The 15941-nt window shown below is 62.3% G+C and carries 13 protein-coding genes; all 13 read left to right on the top strand.

From position 1 onward, the window contains the following. The first annotated feature begins 247 nt into the window (after positions 1 to 247). Positions 248 to 1582 carry a flagellar hook-length control protein FliK gene (locus tag ABAC402_RS26800; protein WP_023448784.1) on the top strand — a complete coding sequence of 445 codons (1335 nt, stop codon included), beginning with the start codon at positions 248 to 250 and terminating at the stop codon, positions 1580 to 1582. A 9-nt stretch (positions 1583 to 1591) separates the two neighbouring features. Further along, positions 1592 to 2254: a flagellar hook assembly protein FlgD gene (locus ABAC402_RS26795; RefSeq protein ID WP_023448783.1), complete on the top strand. Its 663-nt coding sequence runs from the start codon at positions 1592 to 1594 to the stop codon at positions 2252 to 2254. Positions 2255 to 2276: 22 nt separating this feature from the next. Beyond that, positions 2277 to 3683: a flagellar hook protein FlgE gene (locus ABAC402_RS26790; RefSeq protein ID WP_023448782.1), complete on the top strand. Its 1407-nt coding sequence runs from the start codon at positions 2277 to 2279 to the stop codon at positions 3681 to 3683. A gap of 189 nt (positions 3684 to 3872) precedes the next feature. Then, on the top strand, positions 3873 to 4154 hold the full coding sequence (locus ABAC402_RS26785) for a DUF1153 domain-containing protein (protein WP_023448781.1): 282 nt from the start codon (positions 3873 to 3875) through the stop codon (positions 4152 to 4154). 767 nt (positions 4155 to 4921) lie between these two features. Then, on the top strand, positions 4922 to 6577 hold the full coding sequence (gene fliF / locus ABAC402_RS26780; protein ID WP_023448780.1) for a flagellar basal-body MS-ring/collar protein FliF: 1656 nt from the start codon (positions 4922 to 4924) through the stop codon (positions 6575 to 6577). A gap of 5 nt (positions 6578 to 6582) precedes the next feature. After that, positions 6583 to 7602, top strand: coding sequence for a flagellar motor switch protein FliG (gene fliG, locus ABAC402_RS26775; protein WP_023448779.1), 1020 nt, complete (start codon positions 6583 to 6585; stop codon positions 7600 to 7602). A 251-nt stretch (positions 7603 to 7853) separates the two neighbouring features. Next, positions 7854 to 8507, top strand: a complete 654-nt coding sequence (locus tag ABAC402_RS26770; RefSeq protein ID WP_023448778.1) for a flagellar assembly protein FliH — start codon at positions 7854 to 7856, stop codon at positions 8505 to 8507. Positions 8508 to 8555: 48 nt separating this feature from the next. Then, the gene (fliN, locus tag ABAC402_RS26765; RefSeq protein WP_023448777.1) at positions 8556 to 8882 is read left to right on the top strand and encodes a flagellar motor switch protein FliN; all 327 of its coding nucleotides are present in this window, start codon (positions 8556 to 8558) and stop codon (positions 8880 to 8882) included. Continuing rightward, entirely contained in the window at positions 8879 to 10249 is a 1371-nt protein-coding gene (locus tag ABAC402_RS26760) for a sigma-54-dependent Fis family transcriptional regulator (RefSeq protein ID WP_023448776.1), read from the top strand. Before fliN ends, ABAC402_RS26760 begins: the two co-directional genes overlap by 4 nt. Positions 10250 to 10389: 140 nt before the next feature. Beyond that, complete coding sequence (locus ABAC402_RS26755) at positions 10390 to 10791, top strand: response regulator transcription factor (protein ID WP_023448775.1); 402 nt, start codon at positions 10390 to 10392, stop codon at positions 10789 to 10791. 374 nt (positions 10792 to 11165) lie between these two features. Next, positions 11166 to 11699 (top strand): DUF4199 domain-containing protein, encoded by a 534-nt coding sequence (locus tag ABAC402_RS26750; RefSeq protein ID WP_023448774.1) that lies wholly within the window; start codon positions 11166 to 11168, stop codon positions 11697 to 11699. 117 nt (positions 11700 to 11816) lie between these two features. Continuing rightward, positions 11817 to 12056: a hypothetical protein gene (locus ABAC402_RS26745; protein WP_023448773.1), complete on the top strand. Its 240-nt coding sequence runs from the start codon at positions 11817 to 11819 to the stop codon at positions 12054 to 12056. A 108-nt stretch (positions 12057 to 12164) separates the two neighbouring features. After that, entirely contained in the window at positions 12165 to 15812 is a 3648-nt protein-coding gene (locus tag ABAC402_RS26740) for a hypothetical protein (protein ID WP_155847336.1), read from the top strand. Positions 15813 to 15941 lie beyond the last annotated feature (129 nt).

The following is a 15941-nucleotide window of genomic DNA, read 5'->3' as shown; positions in this document are numbered from 1 at the left end:
AGATGTGGTCGCGGCGTTTGCCGTCGAAGGTATCTGCGCAGGTCGCACGGCAAAAAGCACGCGGCGTTAGGCAAATTTGACCCTGCGGGGCAAGTTTTCATATCTAAACAATCGATTAAAATTAGCAAATACAATATGTTAACCTTGGCCTGCGGTTTGCACTCTGTGAACGATCCCCTTTGCGCAAAATGCGTGAACCCAGATTCTCCCGCACCCCTGGGTGCGGCGTTCACCGTTTGCGAGTTTCATGTCCTCAGCGCCTGCCCTTCGTCAGACTGTCTTTGCGCCGACCGCCACGGCGCTGGCCAGCGTTGCGCCAGTCCAGGACGCGAACGCCGCCGCCCTGTTCACCGGCTTGGTGGGGCGGTTTCTGACGGCGGAAACCGCGTCCAACACCACGGCCTCTCAGGACTCCGCGAAGGAACCCACAAAAGCACCCGCCGAGCCGGCGATACTTCCGGACGCCGCGCCGGCCGATCCGCAGGTCGCTGGCGTGGTCCAGGCCGAGATGTTGCCGCAATTGGCGACGACGCGAACTTCCGCCGATCCCAACGTCGCTGCGGTACCGTTTGAGACAACAAACGCCTCGAACTTCACGCCTGTGGGCGCGAATCTTGCGGCCATGGTCCAGGCTGGTCTGGTACCGAAAATGGCTTCTGAAATGGCCGATACCGAACTGTCCGTCGAATCTCTTGAGGACGACGTTGCGCCAGCCGAAGCACAACTTTCCGGCATGATTCAGCCCCGCGCCGCCTTGCCGAACCCCGAACCCGTTCCGGCCCAGCAGATAGCGGATCTTTCGGCAGAAAAACGCATGGTATCAGATCTGCCAGCGCAGCTGCCAACGCTTGACACCAAACCCGAGGGCAGGTCCGACGACGCCCCGGTTCCCACGGCCGAAATCGACTCTGTAAAGCCCGAACCGGCCGCCCTCAAGCTCGACATCGCCGAGGCGGTCAAGCCGGTCGCGGCGGAAACCCCGCGTCCTGCGTTTTCACTGCAGCAGGTGGCTGTCGAAACAACGGCGACCCCCTATACCCCGCCGCCTGCCATCGCTGCGCAGGCGTCTGCCCTGTCCCACGCCGCGATCGAGCAGCTGAGCCAGCTCAGCCTCGCCATCCAGAAGCGCCTCAGCGACGGCACCACCAAGTTCCAGCTCGAACTGAAGCCCGCCGATCTTGGCCGGGTCGACGTCGCCCTGACCATCACGTCCGAGGGGCGGGTCAGTGCTCACCTGCAGTTCGACACGCCTATCACCGCTACCACCTTTGCCGCGCGCGAAAGCGAATTGCGCCAGCATCTGACCGCTGCCGGTCTGAAGCTGGACGGTGACGCCCTGACCTTTTCATCGCGGCCCGCCGACAGCACGCCGTCGCAATCCCCCGCATCTCAAAACACCGCCTTCAGCGACCAGCAAGCCGGACAGCAGGCGCGCCAGAATGCCCGCCCACATGCGCAACAGACCAACCGCGCCGCGAAACAGTCCGACCAAGCCACCATCGAAGCCGACCTCGATGCGGCACTCGCCCAACTCCGTCATCGCCCGGGCATCGGACGTCTGGCGCTTGATCTTACCGTTTAGGACCCCGCCATGGTTGACGCCGTCACCGCCAATGCCCAGCCCCAGACCCAGACCACAGCCGCCAAGGACACCAAGAGCCTGGCCGCCAACTACGAAACCTTCCTCAGCCTGCTGACCGCCCAGATCCGTAACCAGGATCCCCTGTCGCCGATGGACACTACCGAGTGGACCAACCAGCTGGTACAATATTCCTCGGTTGAACAACAGCTTAAGGGCAACGCCTATCTCGAAAAGATCGCCGCCGCCGCCGGCGCCGCGGGCAATTCGATGGACGCTGCGGTCAACTATATCGGCAAGACGGTTAGCGCTGCCACCGCCACCGCCACATTTGCCAATGGCCAGGCCGCCTGGGACTATGGCTTGGAAGGCGACGCCGCGGCGGTCAATCTGACCGTCGTCGACAAGAACGGCACGGTGGTTTGGACCGGTACTTCCGACCAGACCGGCAAGGGTTCCCATACCGTCGCCTGGGACGGCGAGACGGCTAGCGGTAACAAGGTCACGTCCGGCGATTACACGCTGAAGGTCAAGGCGACCAATGCCGCCGGTGACGTCGCGGCTTCCGTCTCAATCACGGGCATTGCCAACGCCGCCGAAGTCCGGGACGGCGCCGTCGTCCTGAAGGTCGGCGGAACCTATGTGCCGTTATCTCTCATCTCCAAGGTTTCTTGATTTCTAGAAGGATTTTTGCGCCATGACCGTCACTCGCGCCATGCAATCGGGCGTTACCGCCCTGGCCGCCAACGCCGCGGCCCTCTCGACCATTTCGAACAACATCGCCAATGCCAACACCACCGGCTACAAGCGCGTCACGACCGCCTTTACCAACCTGGTCAGCGGCACCTCGGGCACGGCAACCTATGCCTCGAATGGTGTGACGGCGGCAGTCCAGCAAAACATGACGGCGCGTGGCGAACTGAACGCGGCTTCGTCGGGCTACAGCCTGGGAATCGATGGCCAGGGCTTCTTCGTCACCTCCGACACCTCGGACGCCATCGACCAGGGCAGTTCCATGCTGTTCACCCGTGACGGCTCATTCACCACCGATACCAATGGCTTCCTGCGCAATGCAGCCGGACTTTATCTGCAGGGCTGGTCGGCCGACAGCAGCGGCAATATCAATCCGTCCTCGACCGATATCACCCAGTTGGGTCCGATCAACGTGTCCAACATTGCCAATACGCCGGAAGCGACGACGCGGGTCACTTTCGATGCCAATCTGGATTCGTCGACACCCGTATCGGCCGCAGCGGCGACCTATGACGCAACCGATGCAGACTTCGCGATGTCGACCTATGACGCCACTGCCGATGTCGGCACCAAGCCCGACTCGACCATCTCCATGACCGTGTCGGACTCGCTGGGTCAGCAGCATACAGTCACCATGTCTTTGTTAAAGATCGGCGTCGACACCGCCACCAACACCCATCGCTGGGCCTATGAAGTCTGGTCGCCTGACGTTACCGACACCGGCGGCCTTAACCAGATTTCGACGGGCGAACTGGCTTTCAACTCTAATGGCACGCTCAATACCGCGCTGTCTTCGACCAATGGCGCCGCCTTTTCGACCGACTTTACCGTCGCCGCCTCCAACGGCACGACCAGCCCGCGCTGGGACGCCGACTTTGGTGCCGCCGGCCAGACCCTGGCCCTGGGCCTCAGCGGCACGGGTCCGGTTTCGGAGATCACCCAACTGGCCGGTGACTCGACGACCTCGCAGATGAGCGCCAACGGCACTGAGTTCGGTTTGCTGACCAAGGTCGAGATCGGCGTCGATGGTGTGGTGACGGCGATCTACAACAACGGCAATACACGGCCGCTGGCCCAGGTGGCCCTGGCCACCTTTATAAATGCCAACGGTCTCACCCCGGTGTCGGGCAATGCCTTCACGGTATCGTCGGCGTCAGGTGGATTTACCCTGCGCGAGCCGGGCGAGGGCGGTTCCGGCACCCTGTCGCCGGCATCGCTGGAGGCGTCGACCGTCGACCTGGCACAGGAGTTCACTGGCTTGATCACCACCCAGCGCGCCTATTCAGCGGCGTCCAAAATTATAACGACGTCGGACGAGATGCTTCAGGAATTGTTGGCTCTAAAGCGGTAAAGCTAAAGTAAATATATACAGTTAACACGCGTTAATCTTGGAGTTTTGCCATTTAGTCATCATCAATGGATTCAAGTGACGGCCCACGCTTCTCATTAGTATCATATTTACTAAGGCGATTAAGCGGATATTTAATCAGGCAGTCTATAGTCACTTCAATTGGTGATGGGTAACACAAGGCAAAATGCCATGCTGCAAGAGCAACGCCGCGACGCAAAGGGCGAAAAGTACGTGATTGGTCCGACGGGTGCAAAATTGACCCTCAACGATCTGCCGCCTCCGGGCACGGAACGCTGGGTCATCCGCCGCAAGGCCGAGGTGGTTGCGGCTGTCAGGGGTGGATTGTTGTCGTTCGACGACGCCTGCGACCGCTACAACATAACTTCCGAAGAATTCCTGTGCTGGCAAAAAGCCATCGAGAGCCATGGCATGGCAGGACTGCGCACCACACGCATTCAGCAATATCGTTAGAGCGCATCCCGAAACGTGCTGGACACTTTTTCGTAGTGCGCTCCAGGCTCCGGCATCGGTTTCAGGCAAGAAAATCATTGCCACGTCTCGAAACCGGGACGTGGCTCGGTTGCGTAAGGCCGCCATCCGCATCCGCCCCCGGGTAGGGGCGTCGGATTGTAACACCAACCCTCGATGACCTTGACTCATCGTGGGTTGGCAAGCGCGCCAGAGAACGTACTTCGGGCGCCCGAGCTTTTGCGAGGAGCCATGCGGCGCTTGAGCTGAAAAAAGTGCGAATACCAAGCGTCATTCTTTATGAGGCTTGGTATAGGCCATCGTTTGGATGCTTGAGATCGGATTTCGCTGCGGCTTAAAAGATACCGCCGAATTTCTACCGTCTGTTGTGGCCCCGCTCTCAACGATGTCAGGCCCCGGGCGTTAACGTGAGCTAAACCGGTCTGCAGTGAGAGAAATAACGCAAGCCGCGCAAAGATATTGGAAAATTCCCAAAACTTAACGCACCCTATTAAGCCGCCATTAACCCGCCACTGGGAAATTACTGCCTAGTGTCGTGATTTCGAAGTACCAGCGATTTCGATATGGCCCACAAGACGAACTTCGAAATCAAGAACGACACCCGGTTCCAATAACACCGAGTGCCCTTTTGAGTCTGAAATTCGTCCCGGGGCCGATATCAAATACGTGCGAATTTCAGACTCAGGACACGAGGTCAGCATGGCGCGTAACAACGACGCCCTGCTTATTTGGTGACAGGGTGGTTGCTCGTGGAGTCCTTTTTTAACGGCTTGCAAAGGTACGGTGTTGGCCGGCTGACGGCAATCCTGGGCGCTGCGGCCGGCATTGCAGCCGTGATTCTGGCAATCGTGCTGAACATCAGCGCCCAGCCGCAGTCCCTGCTTTATTCGAATCTCGACCTCAAGGAAGCGTCTGAGATTACGTCTGCCCTGGGTCAGGCCGGTATCAAGTACGAGGCCAGGGGCGACGGTTCGACCATCATGGTCAACCGAGATCAGGTCGCCGATGCCCGCATGATGCTGGCGTCGAAGGGCCTGCCGACCCAGGCCAGCGTCGGCTATGAAATCTTTGACAATGCGCCGGCGCTCGGCCAGACCGAGGCGGTCCAGAATATCAACAACCAGCGCGCCCTGGAAGGCGAGTTGGCCCGCACCATCCGCACCCTGCGCGGTATCAGCTCGGCCCGTGTCCACCTCGTGATGCCCAAGCGAGAACTGTTCGAGGATTCGGCCAACGAACCGACCGCCTCGGTCGTTCTCGGCCTGTCCGCGGGAACACTGAACAGTGAATCGGTTGCAGCCATCCGCAACGTCGTCGCCACGGCGGTTCCGAACCTGAAGGCCGACAACGTTACCATCGTGGACGACCGCAACCACTTGCTGGCCGCCGGCGGTGACGGCGACAACGCCACAGGCGGCGCCGGGGCGCAGCGCAAGTCGGAGATCGAGGATTCGGTCCGCAAGCGCGTCATGGATATTGTCGAGGGCGTGGTTGGACCAGGCGCTGCCCGCGTCATGGTCACCGCCGAAATCGACCAGACCGCGACCACCCGCGAACAGGTCGAATACAACCCCGATGGCCAGGTCGTCCGCTCGACGAGCACCAATTCAGGTACCGAAACCACCTCCGATCCCAATTCTGCCGGCCAGACGACGGTGTCCGCCAATATGCCGGGAGGCCAGCAGGCGCCCACGATTGCGACTGGCGGCAACAACAGCAATCAGGAATCGGAAGTCACCAACTTCGAAATCTCAACCACCAAGACAACCGAGGTCAAGGGGCCGGGCGAGATCCGGAAACTGTCGGTCGCGGTCGTCGTCGATGGTATCGAGACACCATCGGCCGACGGAAAGACGCCGCCCGCCTATGCGCCACGCTCGGCCGAAGACATGCAGCGCATCCAGGAACTGGTCCAGGCGGCCGTCGGTTACGACCAGACTCGCGGCGATCAGGTTCGCGTCAGCAATATCCGCTTCAACCGCGGTGACTTTGCCGCCGGCACTGATGCAAAAGCACCTTTGTTCGACTTCGACAAGAACGACATCATGCGGGCGATAGAGGTCGCCGTGCTGTTCCTGGTCGCCATCCTGGTTATCTTCCTGGTCGCTCGCCCGCTGCTGAAGTTCATCAACGGCGGCGGCACGGGCGTGTTGGCCGGCACCAGTGGCGCCGGTCAGCCGGCTCTGGCTGGGGCGGCCGTCACGGGGCCGTCGATCAGCTATCAGGCGGCCGATAACATCGCCGCAACCGGCCTGGTTCCGACCGTGGAGCAGGAACAACGCATCGACATCGCCCGTATCGAAGGTCAGGTGAAGGCATCGTCGGTCAAGAAGGTTTCGGAATTCGTCGACCGTCACCCCGAGCAGTCGGTCTCGATTCTGCGCGCCTGGCTGCACGATAGTTGAACAGCATGCGTAAGAATATCATTGATGACAGCAAGCGTTTAAGCGGGGTCGAAAAGGCCGCCGTAGTACTGCTTGCGCTTGGCGAAGACCACGTTGCCCTGTGGCAAGCACTCGACGAAGAGGAGATCAAGGAGATCTCCCAGGCTATGTCGTCGCTGGGCACGGTCGCCGCCAACGTGGTTGAGGAACTGCTGGTCGAGTTCGTCGCCGGCCTGTCGTCGTCCGGCACCATCATGGGCAGTTTCGAACAGACCCAGCGATTGCTGGGCAGCTTCCTGCCGCCGGAAAAAGTCGAATCCCTGATGGAGGAAATCCGGGGTCCGGCCGGTCGCACCATGTGGGACAAGCTGGGTAACGTCAACGAAGCCGTCCTGGCCAACTATCTCAAGAACGAATACCCCCAGACTGTCGCCGTGGTCCTGTCCAAGATCAAGGCCGACCACGCCGCCCGCGTTCTGTCGTCCCTGCCGGAAGACTTCGCGCTCGAATGCGTCCAGCGCATGCTGCGCATGGAGCCGGTCCAGCGCGAAATCCTCGACAAGATTGAACAGACCCTGAGAGTTGAGTTTATGTCGAACCTGGCGCGGACGTCGAAGCGCGACAGCCACGAATTGATGGCCGAAATCTTCAACAATTTTGACCGCCAGACGGAAAGCCGCTTCGTTGCCGCGCTGGAAGAACGCAACCGCGAGTCGGCCGAACGTATCCGCGCCCTGATGTTCGTTTTCGAGGACCTGTCGAAGCTGGATCCGGGTGGGGTCCAGACCTTGCTGCGGGCCGTCGAGAAGGATCAGCTTGCTTTGGCGTTGAAAGGCGCTTCGGACAGTTTGCGCGACATGTTCATGTCCAACATGTCGGAACGCGCTGCCAAGATCATGCGCGACGATATGGATTCGATGGGGCCTGTGCGTTTGAAAGACGTCGACGCCTCGCAGATGGCTATGGTTCAGGTCGCCAAGGACCTTGCCGCCAAGGGCGAAATCATGCTGGCCGGTCAGGGAGGCGATGATGAACTTATTTATTGAGATCGCTGGCGCTTCTGCTCTTATGCCTCCCCGCCATGCGGGGAGCGTACGAGGAGAGAGTGCAGCGAGAGACGAGACTTGGTGGTGGGGCGACTTTCTTTCGGAAGCTCCATCGGCTCAAGGTCCGATAGCACGTCGGCCCACCACCAAGTCTCGTCTCTCGCTGCGTTTCACTGCGTTTCGCGGGCTCGTGGTCCCCCTCCCCACGCGAAGAGCGCGGAGAGGTACAAGAATGTCTGCCGGAACCCACCATGTCCCCTAGCCCCCCGATCGTCCATAAGAGGTTCGAGTTCGGCACAGTCTTTGGTGACGGCGGCAAGGTGCTGGCGCGTCAGGCCGTCGAAAAAAAGGCCTTCACCCCCGACGAGGTCGAAGTCGTTCGCGCTCAGGCCTATGCCGACGGCGAGGCCTCGGCTATGGCCCGCGCCCAGATGGCCCAGGCCGCTGCCATACAGGCCCTGGCTGATGCCGCCCATCAGGGGCTCGGTACCGTCAATGAGATGGTAAACCACTACAAGCGTGCCTGCGTCGACCTGGCTCTTATCTGCGCCCAAAAGATCGCCGCCGAGGCTCTCGACCGTTTTCCGGAAGCACCGGTCGTCGCCACCCTGGAAGCCCTGGGCCAGGAAATCGAAACCACCGCCCGTCTGGTCGTCCACGCCAATGCCCCTTCGGAGGAGCTGAAGGCTGCCGCCATGGAGGCCGGCGCCTATGCCGGTTTCGCCGGCCAGATACAATTCCGCGACAAGCCGTCCTTCCCGAAGGGCGCTTTCGAAATCGTGTGGTCGGACGGCCGCGCCGAATTCAATCCGCATCAGGTCGTCGAGGCGCTCGAAAAAGCGCTGCACGAAGCGCTCGAAGCCGATGCATACCATCAATCTCGTGGCCGCCATGACGGGCACTAAAATCATTCATCGCGTGCTCATGGCGCGCATCATCAAGGTGTAGAACCCATGGCCGATCTGGGTCTGGAAGATTTCGAGGATACCGGTCCATCCGGCGGTCACGACGACGAAGGCGATAAGGCAGCCGCCGATCTCGCGCCCGTCTTCGATGTCCCGGTCAATATCTCCGCCGTGTTGGGCAAGTCCTACATGTCGGTGTCACAGCTGTTGAAACTGGGCGCCGGTAGCGTGCTGGAACTGGACCGCAAGGTCGGTGAGGCGATCGATATCTATGTCAACAACCGCCTGGTGGCGCGCGGTGAAGTGGTCGTTGTCGACGACCGCCTGGGCGTCACCATGACGGAAATCATCAAGAGCGAGGACTCCAACTCATGAGACTGTTAGTCGTTGGAAAGCTGAGCGGCCAGCTGTCGGTCGCGGTCAAGATGGCCATGGACACCGGCGCCAAGGTGGCCCATGTCGACACCCCGGCCCAGGCAACCGACGCCCTGCGTCGCGGCCAGGGCGCCGACCTGCTGATGGTCGATTATGAGCTCGACATCAAGGGCCTGATCGAGGCCAATGAGCGCGAGCACATCTTCATCACCGTGATCGCCTGTGGCGTCAATCCCGACCCGCGCAAGGCGGCTTTCGCCATCACCTCGGGCGCCAAGGAGTTTATTCCCCTGCCGCCGGACGCCGCGCTGATCGCAGCGGTGCTGGCCGCTGTGTCAGACGACAGCCGTCCGCTGGTCACCAATGATCCGTCCATGCAGGCGGTCCTTAAGCTGGCCGACCAGGTGGCGGCGTCCGACGCCTCGATCCTGATCACCGGCGAAAGCGGGGTCGGTAAGGAGGTCATGGCGCGCTACGTCCACGAAAAGTCGCGCCGCGCCACCCGGCCGTTCATCTCGGTCAACTGCGCTGCTATCCCCGACAACCTGCTCGAATCCGAACTGTTCGGCCACGAAAAGGGCGCCTTCACCGGCGCGATGGCGCGCCGCATCGGCAAGTTCGAAGAGGCCGACGGTGGCACGCTGCTGCTCGACGAAATCTCCGAAATGGACGCCCGGCTCCAGGCCAAGCTGCTGCGCGCCTTGCAGGAGCGGGTCATCGATCGCGTCGGCGGCGCCAAGCCGGTGCCGGTCAATATCCGCGTCCTGGCTACCTCAAACCGCAATCTGACGGCGGCGGTGAAGGACGGCAGCTTCCGCGAAGATCTGCTGTACCGACTGAACGTTATCAACCTGGCGATTCCGCCCTTGCGGGAGCGGCCGGCCGATATCGTCGCCCTGTCGGACTATTTCGCCAAGAAATATTCCGAGGCCAATGCCATCGGGTTGAAGCCAATCGGGCTGGAAGCCCGGCGCCGCCTGCAGGCCCATCCTTGGCCGGGCAATGTCCGCGAGCTGGAAAACGCCATGCACCGCGCGGTACTGCTGTCGTCGGGTTCGGAGATCGACGCCGAGGCCATCCGTCTGCCGGACGGTCAGCCGCTGAACCCTGTGGCGCCGGTCGGTTCTGACTATGTCGGCCGGGTCAGCCTGGCCGCGGAGAGCGCGGCACGGACCTTTGTCGGCTCGACTGTCGCCGAGGTCGAGCAGAAGCTGATCATCGAGACCCTGACCCATTGCCTGGGGAACCGGACGCATGCCGCCAACATCCTGGGGATCTCGATCCGGACCCTGCGCAACAAGCTAAACGAATATTCCGCGGCGGGAATCTCTGTTCCGGCGCCGCAATCGGGCGCCAGTGCGGCGTAGCGCTTGATAAACTTACCTCTCCCCGCTTGCGGGGAGAGGACGAGAGCCGAGCAAAGCGTGGGCGATCGGGTGAGGGGCCTTCCGATGACGGCTTGCACCTCTGCCCTTCACATCCTATTCCTCATGCCATGTGGAAACGCGTGGTCATCTACGGCCTCTTGCTGGCGGCGGGAACGCTGGCGCTGCAATGGCTCGATTATCAGCGCCTGGTGCGGTCGCACGCCGGCGATATCTATATCGGCCTGATCGCACTTGGTTTTCTGGCGCTTGGCGTCTTTGTCGGCATACGCCTCCTGTCGCGGCCCAAACCTGTGACGTTCGATGGCAATCCGAAGGCGATTGAAACCCTTGGCATCAGTCCGCGCGAGCTGACCGTGTTGCAGGAACTGGCGGCCGGGCGCTCGAACAAGGAGATTGCCGAACGGCTGCATATTGCGCCCGATACGGTCAAAACTCACGTCGCGCGGCTCTTCGAAAAGCTGGAAGCCAAGCGTCGGACGGACGCCATCAACAAAGCTCGGGAACTCGGTATCCTGCCATAGATACAAACTTTCCAGATGTTCGTGGAATCAAACGACGGAACACACGGACAGAAGCGGAAAGAAACTGAATTTTGGTAACGGCACCTCCCGCGCGAAGCGCCTTCAAGATTTTCGCGCTTTCCGAACGGGCACGTTCACACCTTCCTGACAGCGCCGCGATTCAGACATGGAGGCGCTTCGCGCGGAAGATCGTTCGCCCGGAATTCCGCTTCTTTCCGCTTCTGTCCGTGTGTTCCGTCGTTTGATTCCACCGGCCTGCCATTTACAGGCGCGCAAACACCGCCGTTCATCCCATTCCCCCTTTCGGGCGATTGCCGGCGCCCCTTGCACATTGTCTCCTGCGCGCGCAACCTGCTGCTCAAGGGAGATCCAAAATGCTCAAGAAAATCCTGACCTACGGCGCCATCGCCGGTGTCATCGTCGGTACGCCGCTGTTCCTGATGACGGTCACCCTAAAGGCCCCCTTGCCCCACCCCTGGGGCATGGTTATCGGCTATCTGACCATGCTGATCGCCCTGTCGGCGGTCTTCATCGCCGTCAAACGGCACCGCGATGTCGAACTGGGCGGGGTGATCAAATTCTGGCCGGCTCTGGGCCTTGGCCTCGGCATCTCTGTGGTCGCCGGCCTGTTCTATGTGTTCGCCTGGGAAGTGGCGCAAATGGTCGCCGACGTCGACTATATCGGTGACATGGCGCGTATGGAGCTGGAACGCATGCGGGCCGACGGCGCCGCCGCCGACAAGCTGTCGGCCTATGCCGCCGAAATGGAGGCGTTCAAGGCCAGCTACGCCAACCCCCTGATCCGCCTGCCACTGACCTTCGTGGAAATCTTTTCGGTCGGCGTCCTGGTGTCGCTGATCACCGCGGCCCTGCTGCGCAACAGCCGCTTTCTGCCGGCGCGGGCCTAGCGGTAAAACTATCGGAGGCCGTGGCCCTATCAATCGGGCCCGTTCGTCCCCATAAACGGCGATGTCGTGAGCTACGTGACTGTCACGCAGCCTCGCGTACAGGCGAAAGGCCACTCCATGAGGCAACGGTCCACCAGTCCGGCTTCGGTCTTGCTCGCCAAAGGTCTGTCCGCGCGCGCCAGCAAGTTGGACGTCACGACACAGATCACCCGGGATGAAGATCCGCAACTTATCCCGCCGGTCAGTGTTATCATCGACGCGCAACCCCGCGCCCCGGCGCGGTTTGAACGCGGAAAATTCTACCTGAAGATTGACGGTCTGACCGGGCCGCGTCCGAAACTGCGGAACGACCTGTAGGTTACTCGGCGGTCAGTCCTTACCATCAACAGTTGATGATTGTCCGTTTTCCAATGTCGTGATAGGGTTAACCCAAGGTTAACAAACCACGGCACGGGGAGCCTTCGGATGAAAACGTACAGCCTGGTATCGGTGTCGATGGCCGCCCTGGCAGCCGGGCTTCTGGCCGCGACACCAGTCCACGCCCAGCAGCTCAGCGACAGTGACGATCCCAATGTCTGGGCCGGCCAGGTCGGCGCCGCCGGACTGACGGTACAGCCGGGCTACCAATATATCGCCAGCACGTCCGGTGATCTTCACCTGCACACCACGCCGCCGGGCAGCCCCTATTTCACCGTCAATTTCACCCGCAAGACCCGCGCCTTCCAGTTCCTGGTGAACAATTGGGCGACCTGCTGCCTGCCCAGCGTCATGAACTATTCGCTGGACGGCGGTCCGGTGCAGCAGTTCGGCATCCGCACCACGCCCGACGCCAACGAACAGTCCTACCTCGGCCTGATCGCTGCCACGCCCTTCACCTCCATTACCCTCTATGCCCCGCCCAGCGACGACTCGGTCAGTGTCGACGGCTTCTGGTATGCTCTGAACATAAGCCCGATCGACACCGCCGAGCCCTATTACCTGGCCAGCGAACTGGGGCAATGGGTCACGCCCGACTTCGAAGGCGGCACCTTGCGCATGGATCAGGTGGGCGGAGTCTACGGCCAGAATTTCACGGTGAGTGCCTCAGCAGGCAACACTATCGACGCGTTCGGTCACACTGCCACCTTCACCGGTAATTTCAGCAACGCCACAACGGGTGTGCCGGGTTCCATAACGCTGAGCGACAGCGTCGGCGGTGGCCAGGTCGTGGTTGAGGCCGCCTGGGGCTCGGTCGGGGATGCTCTGGGCACAGTGACCAACCATACCTCCCTGACGGTCGGCGCGACGGGCCAGATCCATGCCCAGCAGGTGGTCAATAACGGCACCCTGAGCGTAGCGAACGGCGGCACGGTCTTGGCGGCGCTGAGCAACGCCGGAACGGTCAGCAATGCCGGCACCCTGGCCGGCGGCGTGGTCAATGACGGCGACTTCACCTCGACCGGCACGGTAGGTGGTGGGGTGATCAATTCGGCAGCCTTTACCGCCAATGGCGGCCAGGTCAATGGCGCCATTTCCAACCTGGCGGGTGGCGACTTCGACATCGCGGGCACGGTGACCTCGGATTCGACCTTCGCCAATGCCGGCGATCTGACCGTCACCAGCGGCAGCTACGGATTGACCGGCGCACTGACCAACGGCGACGAGGTGCTCGTCCAGTCCGGCGCGGCCTTGAACGCCGGCAGCCTGGTCAACCAGGCGTCCGCCACGGTCAGCAATAATGGCAGTGTCGCCGCTGCCGGCAGCAATGCCGGCAACATCACCAATGCCGGCCTGTGGTCCGGCAGTCTGGTAAATACCGGCCTGGTGAGCAATCTGGCGGCCGGAACCTTGAGTGGTCCGGTGAGCAACAGCGCCAGTCTGAACTCGGCGGGCACCGTCTCCGGCTGGTTCGACAATATCGGGACCGTTATGGCGACCGGCGGTGCGGTGACCGGCGGGGTCGACAACCATGACGCCGGCACGGTGACCATTGCCGGTGCGGTGACGGGAGCCGGCAGTTTCACCAACCGCAATACGGCGCAACTTCGGGTCACCGGCGGCAGCCTTACCGGCCTGGCCAGCCTGAACAACAGCTCGACCCATACCCAGGGCGTGACCACAGCCGCCGGCACCACCTTGTCGGCCGACCTGATCACCAATGCGGCCGGGTCGCGGATCGACAATGCCGGCACCCTGACGGCGGCGACCCGCTTTGACAATGCCGGCAGTGTCGTCACGACCGGAGTGCTGAACGGGCCGCTGTTCAATGCTGCCGGCGGGCAGGTCTGGGCCCAGGGCCAGGTATTCGGACCCGTCGACAACAGCGGCGTGTTCGAGGTCACCGGTGCTCTGACCAACAACGGCGACGGCTTCGTGAACCGCGGCGTCCTGACGGTCAAAGGCAATTTCACCGGTCTTGCCGGCCTGACCAACATCTCGACCCAGACCCAGAGTGTCACCATCGCCGGCGGCGCCACCCTCTCGGCCGGCCAGATCGCCAACGGCGCCGCATCGCAGGTCACCAATGCCGGCACGGTGACGGTGACCAGCCTTTTCGACAATGCCGGCGGCCTGACCTCGACCGGCACCCTGAACGGGCCTCTGTTCAATACCGGCCAGGTCTGGGCCCGGGGCCAGGTCAATGGCGCCGTCGACAACAGCGGCCAGTTCGTCGTGACCGGTGCCCTGACCGGCAACGGCGCGGGCTTCCTCAACCGCAGCACCCTCACCGTGGGCGGCAACAGCTATACCGGTCTGGGCGCGGCCGACAATCGCGCCGCCATTTCTATCGGCACCGGCTCGGCCACCGGCACCCTTGGGGCAGCCAGCTTCAGCAACAGCGGCTCCGTCGCCATGGCCAATGGCCTGACCGGCGACCGGGTTGTCCTCAGCGGCGCCTATACCGGCACGGCCGGCTCCAGCCTCAGCTTCGACGCCAATCTCGGTTCCAACGGCAACCTGTCCGACCGCCTGTCTGCAGGCTCGACCTCGGGCCAGACCCGTGTCAGCATCCGCAACACCGCCGCCAGCCGGATCTATTTCTCGGCTCCGATCGTACTCATTTCCGGTGGCAGCGGCGGCGGGACCTTCACGGCCGCTGCCGATGCGCAAACCCAGGCGGCGCTGAGCTCCAACAATGTCGTCGACTACAGCTTCCGTCAGATCGTCGGCGGCAATGACTGGGGTGTGGTGGCTGCGCTGAACACCGGCGCGGTGGCAACCGTTCCGGCCCACACCCGTGCCTTTGCCGTCTCCCTGACGGATTTCTACCCCGACGCCCACGATCTGGCGGCGGAAGCCGAGGGCGACGGCTGGTCAGGCCGGATCTGGGGCCGGGCGGTGAGGGGCGGCAATCGTTTCGACATGACCACGACAGCGTCGGATGCCTATTCCCCGGCGGCGGAACAGACCGTGCGCCTCGCCTTTGACGGCTTCCAGGGCGGTGGCGACGTCCAGCGCTCCGGCGGCTGGGGCAGCCTGCAACTGGGCGTGACCGGCGGCCAGGTCCATGGCCGCGCCAAGGACGAACTCTACCGCAGCCGTTACGACATGCCGTTTTACGGCGTCTATGCCGTGGCGTCGGGCGAACATATCCTGGCCAGCCTCCAGGCCTACAGCGGCGAGCTGGAAATGACGCCGGATGATTTTCTGTCGGCCCGGCCCGTCGACGGCACCGTCGACACGCTGGCGGCATCGCTGGCGGCGCTCTTCCCCGTGGGCGAGTACACGGTCGAACCCTATGCCGCCTATAGCTCGTCGCGGGTCAAGACCGACGTGGTGGGCCTGGATTCCGGTCTGGGGTCGCTCGACAGCCGGCCGCTGACGGTGACAACGGCTGGGCTCGGCGTGCGCCTCAGCACCGAGGACATGCGCGGCGTCGTCCGGCTGCGGCCGTTTGTGCTGCTGGGCCTGGCCGAAGACCAGGGCGATCCAGCGGTTACCGCCTTCATGCCGGCAGGTGGCGCCGATCCGGTCACCCTGACCACCCAGGCGTCGGGCAGCTATACCCGCATCGCCTCGGGCGTCGAAGCCCGCTTCGGCAATGGCGCTGAGGCCTATCTCCGCGGCGAGGCCCGTATCGGCGAGGATCTGACCGGTTTCTCGGTCGTCGCCGGCGCCCGGATGGCGTTTTAGAATTCCCTGGCCTCCTGCAATTCCGCTGTTCCAACAGGCCCTTACCGCCGGTCTTTAACCCGTTGTTCACCATCGACCGGGTAAGTTTTGCCTAGCGCCCGCCTGCGGGCGCGCGATCAGCCAACCCTT

The sequence above is a fragment of the Asticcacaulis sp. AC402 genome, assembly GCF_000495835.1.
Taxonomy (GTDB): domain Bacteria; phylum Pseudomonadota; class Alphaproteobacteria; order Caulobacterales; family Caulobacteraceae; genus Asticcacaulis.
This window is presented reverse-complemented; position numbering and strand designations above follow the sequence as displayed.